Below are 16,635 nucleotides of genomic sequence, written 5' to 3'. Positions count from 1 at the left end.
CTTCTTTGTGTAAAATTCTCCTCCTTACACTACTTCCCATAACGCATATTCTGTCTACCAAAGGATAAAATCTTCTCCACCATAAAAGATACACGCCGTCATTTACAAAAGTGCATCTCATTTTGTTTGTCCAATAATGTTTTTATATCTTTTTCTTCTTCCGAACCTCTTGTACTAAATCTTAACAAAGGAATACCCAAGATTTTAAAAATTCTATTTTTCTTTTCATCACGTTCAGCCTGTATTGTACCGTTTTTGTGATAATTATAACCGTCAACTTCAATTCCAAAAAGTATTTCTTTCGTTACGCGATTAAAAATTGTAAAATCCACATGAGACCAGCTGCGTTCTGCATACTCAGCCAACCCCCGAGGCAAATTACCGATAAACTTTCTGTGAACAATATCTTTCAACGGCATTTCAAAAACAAATCCGAATTTTGAATAAACAGGTTCTTCAAAGATTTTTATCAATAAAGTATTCATAGCATTTTCGGAATCATATTTTGAAATTCTTTTCATTTGTTTCAGGAATTGCATTTTTGACTCTGTTTCCGCGGTATAAAAAAAATCAAAAATTGACGTTAGCCTACTCTCTTCTATCGTGAAATTGTTATATTCAATATACTTCAGTAAAGCTGACAAATTGGAATTTTCAGGCTGTTTATTTCCCGAAATAACGATGGCAAGCTTTTTTTTTGCCCGCGAAATTGCAACATTCAACATATTCGGATCGTCTGTAAAACTTGTTATTTCATTATCCACCGTTGAAATAATAATAATATCTTTTTCCCGTCCTTGATATTTATGGACGGTTGCAGTATCAATTCCCGGAATTTGAGCTCTTATTGCATCCGTTTGGTTATTATACGGAGCAATTATTCCGATATTTTTTATTTCTTCTTCCGTATATTTAGGGAGTATTTCATTCTTAATGACGTCAATCTGACGCCGATTACAGTGATCTTTACAGAAATTTCCGGGAACAGTTTTTACAGCTTCGAGAATATCGGGTTCTCCCTTATCTTGTGTCATAATCAATAATTTGCCCCCATAGAACTGTTGATTACAAAAATTAATTATCTTAGGATGGCAGCGATAATGTTCGCGCAACAGAGTTTGAGGAGTTTCGGGAAGTATCTTCTCCAACGAAGTCAAGAAACTGTGAATAAAATTATATCCGTCCGGCAGCTGTGTTTTATTGAATAAGTCTTGAGCTGTTCTTTTCTTACTCTCTTCAATGACATTCGGGAGCTGCATTTTATCACCGACAATAACCGCATTTTTTGCACACGATAAAGCTAAAGCACCTGTAACAATATCTACTTGAGATGCTTCATCCATAATTACATAGTCAAACAAAAAATCGGTTCCCCGGCCTATTGTTGCTCTCGAAGAAAATGTTGTACTAAAAATCACCGGATATTCATCGACAAAGGCGGCAGGATGAAAATAAATCTCTTTCGCGTCTTTAAACTGTCTTCGTGCCGTATTTTTTGAATACTTGTTTGCAATTTGAAATCTTAATACGGCAAGACATTTTTCATAAACCTCAGCTGGATTAAATCCTTTTATAATTTCTTCTTTTTTCCGTAAGTCATTATTGAGCTCTTCCAGCTTCACGGGGTAATACGAAGCTTTGATAGTCTCTATAACTTTTTCAGGTTCGGTTTTCCAGAACTTCAATTCGCCTATACCGAATTGTAATCTCAATTTCCATTTTTTAAAGAAGCCAAGCCTTTCTTTTTCGGAATACGTGAATTGAATATCGTGCAGTAAATTCATTAATATTAAAGAAGAACACTGAAGTAATCGTGTATTATCATAGATATCATAAATAACGGAATAAAAATACTTTTGCTCCGTTTTCAGTGCGGATATCTGCGATTTTATTATTGAAATACATTCTACAGCGTCAAAATAGGACCCGAGCCGCTTTATTTCTTCATCTAATAATGTTGAAAAGGTTTGTAATGATTTTTTCCAGTTTGAAATATAATCGGGATAAAACTGTTTTTGATTTTTTATAAAGCATTCAACATTTTCCCGTTTACCCTGCACAGCACAAATAAAACCGAAACCGTATTTTTCCGATGCTAATTTTTCATACACATTTGCAGTTGCCGCATTATTATTGGAAACAACAAGTACCGTTTTATTATCCATCAAGAGATTCGCAATAATATTAAGAATAGTTTGAGTTTTTCCGGTTCCCGGCGGTCCCTGAATAATACTTATTTGATTATGTAAGGCCATCCGTACAGCCTTAAACTGACTCGTATTACAGCCAAACGGAAAAATAAGAGATTTAATATTGACAGGTTCCGTCTTCTTTTTTTGGGGATTAAGATATACCGCCAAAACGGATTGATCATTAACGAAACGTGATTTTTCAAGTTTTTTGACAAGAAGATTTTGTCCGTCGTCATTTTGGATAGAACTGAATTCCGCCATTTGCAGAAGAAAATCAAAAACAGCAGCTGACTGTGTTTCTCTAAGACAATTCTTAATAATTTTTACATTTTCTGTTTTATAAGAAAATGTATGCTTGCCGCCCGCAAATTCAATATCCCACAATTCTTTTGAAGCATTATATGTGATGTTTGTAATTTCCGCCGTTCTATCCTGCGTACCGTATTTATCGGTTAAAATGATTATAGAATCACGTGTTTCCAAATTCATATCACAAAATTTCAGGCTCTTGCAGTTTTCCAGATATTCAGGTATTTTTTTCCCTTACACAGCGCGCCCAATCCCGCTGAGCTTGCTCCAACCCCGTCCACACAAAGGCATTCATGCCAAGTGCAAGCGCGGCATCGATATTATGAGGTATATCATCGAAAAAAACAGCTTCAGCCGCCTCCACTTTAAGACCGCGAAGACAATCTTTATAAATCGCGGGTTCGGGCTTTATAAGTTTTACACGGCATGAAAAACAGGCATAATCGGCATGCACAAAAGGCGGAATGCTTTTTTCATACAAATCCAAAAACTCATACGGCATATTCGATAAAATGCCGAGCTTATACCCTGCTTTTTGTACACCGAGCGCCCAATCGCTTACATCATCGTGAATATCTTTCCAGCTTTCCAAATCCAAACGGGCGATTTTATCGAGCAACGGACGGTCGGATGCAACATCCGTATAGCCTGCCTCTTCCAGTAAGCGGCGGTACATTTCGGCACCGTTTATTACACCGCGGTCAAAATCAAAGCGGTATTTTTCATACACACCGCGAAATACATCGGCCGGAACACCGCTTAATTTTTCCATTTCATCGGCACAATCGCCGGTATTCGTTTTTGAAATGACGTTTCCGTAGTCTAAAATTAAAGCTTTAATCATAATACCCCATTGTACCTTATTTCGGCATAAAAGTACAGAGAAAACAAAATATCAAACTGTAAATGAGCACTTTTGTATACATGGTGATAAAAATTCCGGAAATTCAAAGGCCGAAAATTTCACCGAAAAAGCGGTTTTTCGCTCCTTTGTGCACTTTTGTGCTCATCTTAATAAGATTTATAGACCGTGTACGGCGGGCGGTGTGTTCACACACAAGGACAAAAAAAACTGACACGGTTAAGCCATTAAAGCTTCAAGTTTTTCTTTTATAAATTCGCTTTTTTCTTGAAGGCCGATTTTTCCGGTTTGTAAAATCAATACGTTGGGTTTGCGGGCATCAAGTTTTACGCGGCCGGCGCTTTCTTTTATGAGGCGCAAAACCTTTTCGACGGAAATATCGGATACGCGCGAAAATTCGATTGCTGCGCTTCCGTTTCTCTCTTTGAGCGACGAAATCGACAATTTGCGGCACATGATTTTTATCTCCGCCAAAGCAAGCAAGCTCGATACTTCAGGAGGAACCGGACCGAAACGGTCTTCCAATTCGGCATAAATAAGGGCCGCCTCGTCTTCGCTTGTGGCCGAACTCGAAGCTGCGGCAATTTTTTTATAGACTTCCATTTTAATTTGTGCATTGGAAATATAGCTGTCGGGAATAAAGCCCGTGTATTCGAGTTCGAGTAAAACGTCTTCTTCTTCGGTGTAGTTTTCGTCGCTGAGGCGGCGCACCGCTTCTTCCAAAAGGCGGAGGTATAAGTCGAAGCCGACAGAATATACGTCGCCGGATTGGTCGCGCCCCAAAAGGTTTCCCGCGCCGCGGATTTCCATATCCTTCATGGCAATTTTAAAGCCGCTTCCCAATTCGGTAAAGTCGCTTATTACCTGCAAACGCTTCATGGCCACTTCGCTTAGGGCGCGGTTTTCGGGGTACAAAAGATAGGCGTAGGCTTTTCGGTCGCTGCGCCCTACCCGCCCGCGCAGCTGGTAAAGCTGGGATACGCCGTACATATCGGCGCGGTCTATGATAATCGTATTGACGTTGGGTATATCGATACCGTTTTCGATAATGGTGGTGGCAATCAATACGTGAAAACCGCCCATTTTAAAGCGGCGGAAAATATCGTCAAGTTCGCCCGCGCTCATTCTTCCGTGGGCGGTATCGATAAGCATTTCGGGGACGGCTTGCTGTAATTTTATGCGTACTTCTTCGAGGCTTTCGACGCGGTTGTGAAGATAAAACACCTGCCCTCCCCGCTCGGCTTCGCGCCTGATGGCTTCGGCAACGCGCTCTTCATTGTATGCGTCGATAACGGTTTCAATCGCTTGGCGGTTTTGAGGCGGCGTTTTTAAAAGGCTCATATCGCGGATTTTTAAAAGGCTCATGTGCAGGGTGCGGGGAATAGGCGTTGCGCTCATTGCAAGGGCGTCGATATTCGTTTTAAGCTGTTTTAAGCGTTCTTTATCTTTAACGCCGAAGCGCTGTTCTTCGTCGATAATCATAAGCCCCAAATCTTTAAAACGCACGTCTTTTTGAATAATGCGGTGGGTGCCGATTAAAATATCGATTTCGCCTGCGGCAAGGGACTTTAAAATCTTTGTCTGCTCCGCTTTTGAAACAAAGCGCGACATGTGGGCGATACGTACGGGAAAATTTTCAAAACGTTCGGCACAGGTTTCGTAGTGCTGCTCTGCAAGGATGGTTGTCGGCGCCAAAAAGGCAACCTGTTTTCCGCCCATAACGGCTTTAAAAGCCGCCCTCATGGCAAGTTCGGTTTTTCCGTAACCGACATCGCCGCAAATAAGGCGGTCCATAGGAACGGGCTTTTCCATATCGGCTTTGATTTCTTCGGCAACGGTAAGCTGATCTTCGGTTTCCACATAGGGAAAGGCGGCTTCAAAGGCGGTCATAAATTCACTGTCTTTCGGGAAGGCAAAACCGCGGGCGGCCTTTCTTCGTGAATACAAATCTATCAGTTTTTCGGCTATATCTTCAACCGACTGTTTAACGCGGTTTTTGCGGTTTTCCCAGTTTTTGGAGCCCAGGCGGTCAAGGCGCGGCGCATCTCCCTCGTTTCCGATATAGCGCTGCACGAGGTTCACCTGTTCAATCGGAATAAAAACGGTTTCTTCGTCGGCGTATTCGAGTTTAACGTAATCGCGCTCGTGGCCGAGGGCTTTTACACGTTCTATGCCTTTAAAAAGCCCGATACCGTAATTGACGTGTACGACAAAATCGCCCGGATTAAGCTCGACAAAGGTGTCCAAAACCGCGCTTTTTGCCTGTTTTATCGACTTGGGCGTGTGTTTGCGCCGGCCGAATATTTCGTTTTCCTGAATAACGGCGGTTTTTACGTCGGCAAGAGCAAAACCCGACGATATTTGAAGCGGAACTATAATGACGCCGGGAAAATCTTTTAAAAGCTCGCCTATGCGCATTGCCTGGGGGGAGCTGTCGGCATAGATAAAAATGCGCCAGCCGTCTTTTTGCAGGGCTTCCAAGCTTTCTTTTAAATAATTGATATTGCCGAAAAAGCTCCGCGGCGGGTCGCATTCGATTTTGAGGGGGATTTTTTCGTCCGCATGCTCCGTATGAATAGTGCGGAATAAAAGGCGTTTTTTATGAGATTCAAGGGAGCTTTCAAAGTCTAGGATTTGGGTTTCGGGCGGCGGAATAAAACGTTCGGGATAAAAAGAGCAGGCTTTTTTATATAAGCCGGAGTACTCTTTTGCCAGGTTTTCGACGGCGTTTAATTGGCGGTCATAGTCGAAAAAGAACACCGCCGTATCCGTTGACGCATAATCGAGTACCGATGAACTTTTTACGCCCGCACTTTGTGCGTCCGGTTCGGCGTGTACAATCGGATAAAAAAGCTCTTCGCCGTCGGCTTCCCGCGTATTGATTAAACTTTCAAGCACGGTATCATAGCTTAAGCCCGTTTTTCCGGCAAGGCGGGAAAGCTTTGTATCGAGCCTTTGAATAAGATTGTCCGTCCAAACGGTTTCTTTCATCGGATAGATAATAAGGCTTGTAAGCTTTTCAATTGAAGTTTGCGTTTCGCGGTCAAAGGAACGTATGCTTTCTATGCGGTCAAAGTCGAACACAATGCGGTGCGGATAATCTTCGCCCGGCATAAAGATATCGAATACTTCGCCGCGCATCGTAAACTCGCCTCTAACCGTAACGCGCGGAACCCGTATATAGCCCTGAGCGCTTAAACGGTCCGCCAATGCGGCGGGGTCAAAGCTTTGACCGGCCGAAAGGGAAAATATAAGACTTTCGGTGTATGCGGCCGGAGGAACGGGCGTTAAAAAAGCGCGCTGGGTCATAACAAAGATTGACGGGCGCACGGATGACTGTCCGCTCTCCCGTTTTGCCATAAGCATTTTTGCAAGAACGGAAGCCCTTTCGCCGAAAACACGCGCGCCCTTTGCCACCGCACGGTACGGAAGAGTTCCCCACCACGGAAGGCTGTATATGTCGGCTAATGCATTTCCGTCTTTGTCCGAAAACACACTTTGCAAATCGGTCAATAAGTCCTTAGCTTCTTTTTCTTCCGGCACGATAAGAAAAACGGTTTGAACGCCCGTAAAAGCATCCGCTGCGTTATGCGGTTTTATTCTATCGGCATTCAAAAACTCGGCTAAAAAAAAGGCATACAAGCCCTTTTGCGCACCTTCGATTTGACAGGGATAAACATCTTCTTTTTGAAAATTTTGTATAATTCCCTGTATATTTTTTGAAGAATGTATGATATGATATAACGAATTCATGAATTTTGTCCGATAATATAATATGGATATTTTTTTACGGAGAACAGGTTGTGAAACGTATTCTTGCATATAGTATAACGATTTTTGTTTTGTTTGCCCAGAGCCTTTATGCACAACAAACGGATACGGCACGGGTTGCAATTAAGCTGTACGATAAAACAATGTATTATCCGAATAATACCGACACAAACCCCGTCTATGTTCATGTGAGTATCGTCAACAAGGGGCAAAATACTTTACGTTTTAAATTGGCCGACGACCGCGTATTCAGTGTGGATTTTACGGCCTTTGATGCACGCAATATAAAGCTTACACAAACCGATAACCTTATCCGAAAGCGTACAACAAGTCAAACCGTATATTTCAGAGAACTTGCCCTTGAACCGGAAGAAGAATACGCCTTTATCGTTAATCTAAAAGACTATCTGGTTATCGAAAAACCTTCCGTGTATTATTTTGAATTAACCTTTTATCCCGAATTATATAAAACAAAAGACATTACCCTTGTTTCAAATCGTTTGAGCCTTGAAATCAATCCGGATCCGGGAATAGGGGCCTCTACTATGATTCCTATCGATTATGAAACGGCTCATATTTTAAAACCGGAAGCGATTGCACCGGATAAAGTTATCGAATATACAATTATAGCTAGACAGCGCAGCCTTTGGGATCAGTTTTTTTTATATATGGATGTAGAAGCCATTTATATGAAAAACGATATTAACAAACGCAAATATACGGCAGCTTCCGAACAGGAACGCTTAACAATGCTTTCTAATTTTAAAAAACTCCTTGCAGCCGAAAATATGGATTCGGATATAGCCGCAATTCCCGAAATGTTTACGATTGAAAAAACCGCATATACGAAAAACGAAGGAACTGTCAGTGTTATAGAATGGTTCAAATACCCGACCTTTAAAGAAAAAAAACGCTACACTTATTACGTTCGTTTGCGCGACGGAATATGGCAAATATATGATTATACGGTAGATAATTTGGGGACAGAATGAAAGCCTTATTGATTTCGGAATCCGAAGATGTGCTGAACTCATATGCAGCTTTTTTTAATAAAGCGGGCTATGATATAATTTGTTATCGCTGGCTTTTAAAAGCGATGGACAATTTGGAAGAAATAGCACCGCAGCTTGTGTTTATAGACGGTTCCGATTATCCGCGTCATTGGAAAACACTGGTACAACACATAAAAACCGGATTCGGTCCCTTGCAGCCCCGTATTTTTCTTGGAGCACACCTTTCGGAAGAAGAAAGTGAAAAAGCAGATTTTTTGGGCGTCCACTGCCTCGATACTTCCATCGAAGAAAAAGACATTCAAGAGCAAATTACCGCACTGCTCTTTTCCGATGCAGCGGGAAAAACACAAACGCATACGCAAGTGCAGCTTAAACCCGACAACCCTGCCGAACGGGAAAATCAAAACGAACAGTATGCGGACGAACTTGAAATTATAGATTTTGCCGAACCGATTGAAAGCAGTCCGAACGTTTCGAAAGAATGTATTACACTTATTGAGCTGGAAAATAACGAAGACATTGCACCGGAGTACATTGAAGAGCTACCCGAAATCGGCACAAACACAAAAGAATTTGAAAGCATAACCGAACCTGAAATTGAAATTCCGGCACAGCCTATCGAAATCGAATCTGAGGCAGACGCGTCGGAAACTGTTTTCGTAAAAGACGATTTTAATGCCGATTTTACCGCCGACAGCAAACCGGAACAACCCGCTAAAGCGAATACGTTTACCTTTGTGCATCCGTCAACAAAAACGGCCGTACAAGGCTCTATAGTCGAATACAACCCGCCTTTGTTATTTTTCCGACCGGACGATAAAAACCTATTCCGCAGTTTGCGTTTCGGACAAAAGTCGAGCGGCATTATAAAACGCGGCGATGAAATTTTAAACGTATCGGTACAAGTACAAGGCCTCGATGATGGCGTTGCCGAAATGTGTATTTTAAAAAAATAAAAATAACTGCGGCATTAAATACCTGCCGTTTGCCGTAATTTTACAATAGGTACCGCTTGTTTTAATAATTTATATTGTTGACATAAGTCCGTTTTTTCACTATATTTAATGCAGTTAAAAAATAAGCGGCTTATTAACGGCTGCGTTTTTTCCTGCCCGGATGGTGGAATTGGTAGACACGCTAGTTTCAGGTACTAGAGCCTTCACGGGTGTGCAAGTTCAAGTCTTGTTCCGGGCATTAACGGAAAAAACCTCCATTTTATGTATTTCCCTCTGGATTTTTTTTTCCAATTAGGTTATGCTTTTTTTATGAACGCAAAACACCGTCCCAAGTTTTTTTGCGAATTTTGTGATACGGAAGTTCCGGTAAATGCGCGATTTTGCCCCAAATGCGGACGTTTTTTCGCCTCGGTGCGTTGTCCGAATTGCGGGCACACGGGCGAACATTCGGCTTTTAAAAAAGGCTGCCCGCAATGCGGTTACGCTATGAAAGATTTCGGCGGTTCTTCCGATTCCGCAAAAAAAAGCGGCGCATACGGAAAAAAAGCGGATGATCCGCTTCCCGTTTGGGTTTATATCGCGACCTTTATACTATTGGCTATCGTTTTGGCTGTATTGTATAATTTCTTAAGAGGTTAGCCGGCAAACAGCGGCTTATCTACGGAACCATAATACGCGGAACCCGTGCCGATATTCCGGTCAGGATTTCATAATGTATGGTATTCACCAATTCCGCTATATTTTCGGCGGTTTGGCTGTTTGCGCCCGGCCCGAAAATAAGGGCCTCATCCCATCTTTGAACATCCGAGTTTTTTCCGATATCTACCATACATTGATCCATACAAATGCGTCCGACAACGGGATAGGATGAGTCCCCTATACCGACATGCAAACCCGGTGCGGCGTTTCTGGGCAACCCGTCACCGTAGCCGATAGGCAGGGTTGCGATTCGCGTGTCTTTTTGTGCCGTCCACGTGCGCCCGTATGAAACCGATTGGCCGGCTTTAAGCGTTTTTATACTGACAACCGGAGCTGTAAGTTCCATCACCGGTTTTAACTTAACCAGTTTTTCCCTACCTTCGCTTAAAGCCGTTTTAAGCGCTTTAGACGGGAAATAGCCGTATGCTATAATGCCGGCACGAACCATATCGAAATGCGCATGCGGGTACATAAGAATGCCGCCCGAAGCCGAACAATGACGAATTCCCGGCTCTACGGCTTGTTTTTTTATTGCATCGATACTTTTTGTAAATGTGTGTATTTGATTGTTTGTGTATGCAATGTCTCGGGATTCAAGCGAATCGGAAACGGCAAAATGAGTACAAACACCTTGTAAATGCAGATACGGTGATTTCGATATATACAAAGCCAAAGCCGAAACATCCCGCTCGGCGCATCCTATACGTCCCATTCCGGTATCGATTTTTAAATGAACGGGATATTTTACACCGGCTTTTTTAAAATCGGAATTCTTTTCAAGTGCTTTTTCAAGTAATTCGATAAACTCCATATCGCATACAAAGGGCTGCAAATTCCATTGTACAATATCGGGAATTTCATCGGGCAGCGTAAGACCGAATAAAAGAATCGGAGCTGTAATACCCGCTTGACGCAGCTGGGCACCCTCTTGAACTGAGGCAACGGCAAGACAATCGACACCGCAGGCTACGGCTTTTTGCGCAATATGCACGGCACCGTGTCCGTATGCATTTGCTTTTACGGATATGCAAAGCTTTGCGAGGGTATGTTGTTTTATTTGAAAAATATTGTGCTCAAAATTTGAAAGATGTATACGTGCCTGTGTTCCTCTCATACCCGTACTATCATAATAAAAGCCCGCCCCTATTGCAAGAGAAATCGTTAAGAAAAAAACAATTTGATATTGAAATTCCTTTGTTTCAAGAGTACAATATAGATATCATACATATATTGGAGTTTTCCATCATGCATATACTAAAATATATACGATTTTCTTTTTTATGCTGCATTGCAGTTTTTTTCATTTCCTGTCTAAGCACCCCGAAAGATTCGGTGTCACAGCCGGATGCGGCGCAAGAGGTTTCCGTTCAAAACATAAAAGGCAAGCCGGAAGAAAAAAAAACGGATACCGTTCAAAAAACGGGAAAAAAATTGACGGTTGTATATGATGAAACCGACAATTCCGCAGAAAAACAAAAAACCGTTGACTTGCTTGCCGAATACAAACTGCTGTGTGAAAACATAAACATTAAAATCGTAAATTCCCCGTCGGAAACAAAAAGCGGATTTGCTTTTACATCCGCTTTTTCGATTGCGGTAACCGACAAACAGGGACACCCCGCCGCATCGGTCGGCTTTACGGTAAAATATCCGTCAAGCCGTATAAACGACAATTTGGTTTTTGCAACGGAAGAAATACAAAGCGATAAAAACGGTATTGTCGTTTTTTCAAGTCCTCTTCCAGAATTTTCCTGCAATACGCATGTGTCCTTCTACCCTACCGCCGCGGTTATGGATTCCCAAGTATTGCAATATGCCGAAGAAAATTCCGTAAAAATACCGTATAAGGTATATACCGATAAAACAAACAAAAGCTTATCGGTTTCCATTTTGGATTATACGGAATCGGGCAAAGCGATTACATCAAACAGTTTAACTTCCTCCTCGCTTTTAAAAGCCTTGTTTAGAAAAGGTTTCCGCAGAGCGGGTAATTCGGATTTTATCAATGAAATACATAACGGTAATATCGATTTGCTTTATAAAAATGCTTCGGCATTATTTAGAGGACAAATCGATTATTTGATATTCGGAACGGTAAAGTACGAATCGCCGGTAACAAAGACGGAAGATGAATTATATGAAGCGGTACAAAGAATCGATTTATTTATAATGGACATAAAAACATCCGATATTATATTACAGACAAGTTACAGTTTTTCCGCTAAAGAAAAAAATCAATGGCAAGTTTTGGATACTATACGGAATAAGCTTTTAGCTCCGGCGATAGCCGAATATATATATTACAATTTTTAAAACGACGGGAATATATTATGGAATATACCGATACAAGAGATAATGCGGTCAGGGTAAATCTAAAAGATGCCGTTTTAAGCGGTATGAATCCGGCTACGGGCGGTTTATACATACCGGTCAGGATTCCCAAACTCAGTCCCGCTTTGTTGGAAAGGTGTTCGGCACCTTCATTCCGCGATATTGCTTTTGAAATTGCAAAATTATATTGCAGCGATGTAATTCCCGATACGGATTTACAAGCTATTATCGCCGATTGTTATCCCTTTAATACGCCCGTCGTACCCGTAGATCCGGTAACATATGTTTTGGAATTATTCCACGGTCCCACCTGTGCTTTTAAAGACTTCGGCGCGCGTTTTATGGCGCGTCTTATGGCGTACTTTAACCGAAGTGAAAAAGAACCGCTTCATATTTTAGTTGCAACATCCGGCGATACCGGCAGCGCCGTCGGCAGTGCGTTTTCCGGCGTAGACGGTATAGGTGTAACGATACTGTATCCTAAAGGAAAAATAAGTCCGCTGCAGGAAAAACAGTTGTCCACTTTCACGGGTAATGTGCGCGCCCTTGCCGTAGAAGGAACCTTCGACGACTGCCAGCGTTTGGTAAAAACCGCTTTTACGGATAAAAAACTGCGCAAAACATTCAGATTGTCGTCCGCCAATTCCATAAATATAGCACGATTGTTGCCTCAGAGTTTTTATTATGTATACGCCGTTTTATCGGTAAAATGCCGCAGTTTACATGACAATAAAATTGAAAATCCGGCTATTATAGCCGTCGTTCCTTCCGGCAATTTCGGTAATTTAACGTCGGGTTTAATTGCAAAAGAAATGGGCGCCCCCATTGCAGGTTTTGTTGCGGCGACCAATTCAAATAAAACGGTTCCCGATTGGATCGCGTCAGGCAGATATGAGCCGCGCCGTTCCGTTCCAACCCTTTCAAACGCCATGGATGTAGGGGCGCCGAGCAATCACGAACGGATTACCGCCATGTATACGGATGACGAAGTAAAAAAAATACTTGCCGCATACTGGACGGATGATAACGGAACTTTGGAGGGAATTAAATGCTGCCATGAACGAACAGGCTATATTATCGATCCGCACGGAGCGGTCGGCTGGCAGGCGTGGTACGATATACGCAAGGGCGCAATGCTTAAGCTTATGTCGGGCTTTCCCAATAAAACCGAAAATCCCGGCTTAACGCCCAATATTCCTTCTTGGGCACAAAACGTTTTGGACAACAAAGCCGTAGGTATTTTGCTGGAAACGGCTCATCCTGCAAAATTCGGCGAAACGGTAAAAAGCGCAATAGGCAGAGAACCTCCGATGCCCGATAGGTTGGAAAAACTGCTTCATTTACCGGATAATTCCGTTCCGATGAAAAACGATTATCGTGAATTCAGCCAATGGCTTAAGAAAAATTTACAATAATGCATATTGACACTTTTCATTGTTTTTGCTAATATCTTTATTCATACGGACGTACTCAAAAGCAATACTTTTGAGTGCCGTTTTTTTGCGGATGTCATATAACGGCTATTATCTCAGCCTTCCAAGCTGATGACGTGGGTTCGACTCCCATCATCCGCTCTTTTTTTCCGAATATTTACCGATTGCCTACCCTGAGCGGTTTTACTTTGAAATCTTCTATACTCATACTTTCAAGTTTTTTGTATATCGACGGTTCGATGAATTTTGCACGGCCGATTCGCGGCGGATATACTATGGAATTGTGTTTTTGTATTTCGCCTTCCAAATCGACTATTTTTGAGCGTGATGCATAGGGCGATCCGAAAACAAGCAAACCTCCGTCGGCGCTTATACGTGCATTCGGCGGTAAAGAAGTACGTTTTACGGGATTGCGGATATAAGTACGGCGCCCGACGGCAGCCGTATATACGGTTTCACCGATTTTAATATATTTATCTACAAGCACGATTTTATCGCTCGTATGTAATTCCGCTTTTTCACTGTTGTAATCCGCCTTTGTCCGCCAATAACGTATTTCATACACATTCGAACCGTCCGTATAATAGCCGCTTAATTCAGTTTGAACGGGAACGCTGTCTATTGAAAATTCGCTGCGGTTTGTTTCGGGGCACCAAAATACCCCGTTTTCGGTCGGGACGGCGGTCCAAAACTGCATATATAAATCATCGCCGAAAACAGCCAATGGTATATTATCCATATCCGGATGCGGTTCATATATGCCGTCATAATAATAACGATAAAAAGGCTTTAAAACGACTGCCCCCTTTGTTTTATCACTTTCTTGCGCAAAATAAATAATGCGTTCTTTGTTTTCCCATATGCCGTAAAAAAGCGGTTTTGTATCCGAACCTTCGGTTTTATCGGCTTCCGTTTTTTCATTTAAAACGGAATACGGTTCGCTTTGTGCCGGACAATACCATTTAAAAAAATTAAAACATACAAAAATAAAACATGCATATTTAAGAAAAAACTTCATACTTTATATATCGGCATAAATAAGTAAAACAATGCTTTTTATACGGCCGTATTCTAAAAAAGCGATTCTATTTGAACCTTATATAGTTCATGTATTTTATGACGCATAAATTCCTGTTTGGCGGAAAGCTCGCGTCCTATAACAAAGGAATTCGGCAAAAGACAAAATCGATAAATATGTTCACAATACCGAAAACCCGTATGTTCATTAATTAAACTGTCTATTTCGCTGCGTATCAATTTTTGTATTTGCGGCAATTGTAATAAATCCTGATAATCGGTATACAAAAGATTGTTTTGTTTGGCAAAATTGCGTAAATCCTCTCTGTCCGGAACAATAAGCGCTCCCAAATATTTTTGATTTTGCCCGGTTACAAATGCCGTTTCTATAAATGAACTGACGCATAATGCTTTTTCAATAACGACAGGCTCGATATTTTCACCGCCGGAAAGTACGATAGTATCTTTTGCGCGTCCGGTAATTTTAATTTCGTTATCAAAACTGAGCATGCCCAAATCGCCCGTATTAAACCACCCTTCACTATCGATAACGGCAGAAGTCAAATCGTCGTTTTTGTAGTATCCTTTCATAATTTGCTCGCCGCGGGCAAAAATAAGACCTATGCGTCCGGGAGAAAGCGGCGCCGTACCGATTGCACAGCCGTCTTTTTCCGGTACTATTTTTATTTGGACTGAAGGATACACTATCCCGACACATCCGGGACGAGGCTTAATACAATCGCGCACGGACAATACGGGAGCGGCTTCGGTTACCCCATAGCCTTCAAGTAATTTGAAATTAATGGCCCTATAAAATTCATCTATTTTCGGAGCAAGCGCTCCTCCGCCCGATATGGCGGCAGTAATGCGGCCGCCGAATTTTTTTCTTATTTTTCGATACACGAGTAAATCTCCTAAGATATACAACGGCAGAAAAAAAAGAAAGGGAAATATACCGATTAAAAAATCAAAGATACGCGGTTTTTTTGTATAACGGCATACACGGCCGTATACGCGTTCTTTTGCCCATGTAAAACGCTTTCCGATATCTATAAAAAATACAAAAAGCGAATATGCAATACCTCCTTCTTTACGCATAGTACGGTATATACCGTTCGCCAATGCTTCCCACAAACGGGGAACGCCGCATATCCATTGCGGTTTAATTTTGTTCATATCGGACAGTAATATATGCGAAACGGGCTTCGAATATGCAATACCGCTTTTTAAAGTAATCGCTATATACTGCATAACACGCTCAAAGCTATGCCATACGGGCAAAACGCTGAGCCACATATCGCCTTCTTGAACCGTTAAAACCGTATGCACTACTTCCAATTGTGCAATATAGTTGCGGTGCGTAAGCATAACGCCCTTAGGAATATTGGTTGTACCCGATGTAAAAATAATAGTTGCAAGATCGGAACCTTTAATTTCCGACATTCCGTCTTCAATTTCGCCCCGATGTGAAAGCCCTATGTTTTTACCCCGCTTCATTAAACTGTGAAAATCATAGAGTTTTAAACCTAAAGCTTCAACCTTTTCAACATCATCTTTTGAGGCTTTTTCAAACAATATAACCGTTTTTAAAAACTGCGGTATTTTATTTAAAACCTTATTCAACTGATGCATATTTTCAAACACACCGTAGGTACAATCAGCAAAAGAAATAATATAATGAAGTTCGTTGGCGGTGGAATCGCAGCCGCGCGGTACGTCTACCGCTCCTAAAGACAGTAAAGCAAAATCGGTTATCAGCCATTCTCTTCTGTTGTCGGAAATAAGGGCAACATGAGTTCCCTTTGTAATACCGATATCTTTCAGTGCAAGCGCGCATAAAAGGATTTGTTCATATACTTTTTTAAAACCGTAAAACTTAAAAACCCCTTTTGAATTCTTTGCAGCCTGAGCGGTTACAAACGGACACATCTTTGCTCTTGATTGGAATAAAAGCGGCAAATTAACCGGTAAAGTTTTATCGACACTTTTCTTATACATATCCGCATAAAGTATATATGAAAAAATTGAAAATTCATAGACTATGCATAAAAA

At 41.6% G+C, this 16,635-nt stretch carries 11 protein-coding genes and 2 tRNA genes; 7 read left to right on the top strand and 6 right to left on the bottom strand.

Going from position 1 to position 16,635, the window contains the following annotated elements; translation table 11 throughout:
• Window positions 1-98: 98 nt before the first annotated feature.
• The 3 genes from H0R92_RS00365 to mfd form a co-directional block, all read right to left on the bottom strand.
• Window positions 99-2,681, bottom strand: coding sequence for an AAA domain-containing protein (locus tag H0R92_RS00365; RefSeq protein ID WP_432960028.1), 2,583 nt, complete (start codon window positions 2,679-2,681; stop codon window positions 99-101).
• A gap of 37 nt (window positions 2,682-2,718) precedes the next feature.
• Window positions 2,719-3,345, bottom strand: a complete 627-nt coding sequence (locus H0R92_RS00360; RefSeq protein WP_432960026.1) for an HAD family hydrolase — start codon at window positions 3,343-3,345, stop codon at window positions 2,719-2,721.
• A 237-nt stretch (window positions 3,346-3,582) separates the two neighbouring features.
• Window positions 3,583-7,116 carry a transcription-repair coupling factor gene (gene mfd, locus H0R92_RS00355; protein ID WP_432960024.1) on the bottom strand — a complete coding sequence of 1,178 codons (3,534 nt, stop codon included), beginning with the start codon at window positions 7,114-7,116 and terminating at the stop codon, window positions 3,583-3,585.
• 50 nt (window positions 7,117-7,166) lie between these two features.
• Between mfd and H0R92_RS00350 the strand changes: the two genes are divergently transcribed.
• From H0R92_RS00350 to H0R92_RS00335, 4 genes are all read left to right on the top strand, one after another.
• Entirely contained in the window at window positions 7,167-8,126 is a 960-nt protein-coding gene (locus H0R92_RS00350; RefSeq protein WP_432960022.1) for a hypothetical protein, read from the top strand.
• Window positions 8,123-9,103 carry a hypothetical protein gene (locus H0R92_RS00345; protein ID WP_432960020.1) on the top strand — a complete coding sequence of 327 codons (981 nt, stop codon included), beginning with the start codon at window positions 8,123-8,125 and terminating at the stop codon, window positions 9,101-9,103. Before H0R92_RS00350 ends, H0R92_RS00345 begins: the two co-directional genes overlap by 4 nt.
• Window positions 9,104-9,257: 154 nt before the next feature.
• Window positions 9,258-9,341, top strand: a tRNA-Leu gene (locus tag H0R92_RS00340).
• A 71-nt stretch (window positions 9,342-9,412) separates the two neighbouring features.
• Entirely contained in the window at window positions 9,413-9,742 is a 330-nt protein-coding gene (locus H0R92_RS00335) for a zinc ribbon domain-containing protein (RefSeq protein ID WP_432960018.1), read from the top strand.
• A 19-nt stretch (window positions 9,743-9,761) separates the two neighbouring features.
• On the opposite strand, the gene alr is transcribed toward H0R92_RS00335, so the two are convergent.
• On the bottom strand, window positions 9,762-10,916 hold the full coding sequence (gene alr, locus H0R92_RS00330) for an alanine racemase (RefSeq protein ID WP_432960016.1): 1,155 nt from the start codon (window positions 10,914-10,916) through the stop codon (window positions 9,762-9,764).
• A 131-nt stretch (window positions 10,917-11,047) separates the two neighbouring features.
• Between alr and H0R92_RS00325 the strand changes: the two genes are divergently transcribed.
• From H0R92_RS00325 to H0R92_RS00315, 3 genes are all read left to right on the top strand, one after another.
• Window positions 11,048-12,115, top strand: coding sequence for a hypothetical protein (locus H0R92_RS00325; protein ID WP_432960014.1), 1,068 nt, complete (start codon window positions 11,048-11,050; stop codon window positions 12,113-12,115).
• Window positions 12,116-12,132: 17 nt separating this feature from the next.
• On the top strand, window positions 12,133-13,548 hold the full coding sequence (gene thrC, locus H0R92_RS00320; RefSeq protein WP_432960012.1) for a threonine synthase: 1,416 nt from the start codon (window positions 12,133-12,135) through the stop codon (window positions 13,546-13,548).
• Between the two features lie 87 nt (window positions 13,549-13,635).
• Window positions 13,636-13,707: transfer RNA gene (locus H0R92_RS00315), tRNA-Gly, on the top strand.
• Between the two features lie 16 nt (window positions 13,708-13,723).
• Here H0R92_RS00315 and H0R92_RS00310 read toward each other — a convergent pair.
• Both H0R92_RS00310 and H0R92_RS00305 read right to left on the bottom strand, forming a co-directional pair.
• Window positions 13,724-14,584, bottom strand: a complete 861-nt coding sequence (locus tag H0R92_RS00310; protein WP_432960010.1) for a hypothetical protein — start codon at window positions 14,582-14,584, stop codon at window positions 13,724-13,726.
• A 53-nt stretch (window positions 14,585-14,637) separates the two neighbouring features.
• The gene (locus H0R92_RS00305) at window positions 14,638-16,581 is read right to left on the bottom strand and encodes an AMP-dependent synthetase/ligase (protein ID WP_432960008.1); all 1,944 of its coding nucleotides are present in this window, start codon (window positions 16,579-16,581) and stop codon (window positions 14,638-14,640) included.
• Window positions 16,582-16,635 lie beyond the last annotated feature (54 nt).

It is taken from the genome of Treponema sp. OMZ 840 (assembly GCF_050937815.1).
Lineage (GTDB): Bacteria > Spirochaetota > Spirochaetia > Treponematales > Treponemataceae > Treponema_C.
Note: the sequence above shows the minus strand (reverse complement) of the source record. Positions and strands in the feature narration are given on the sequence as shown.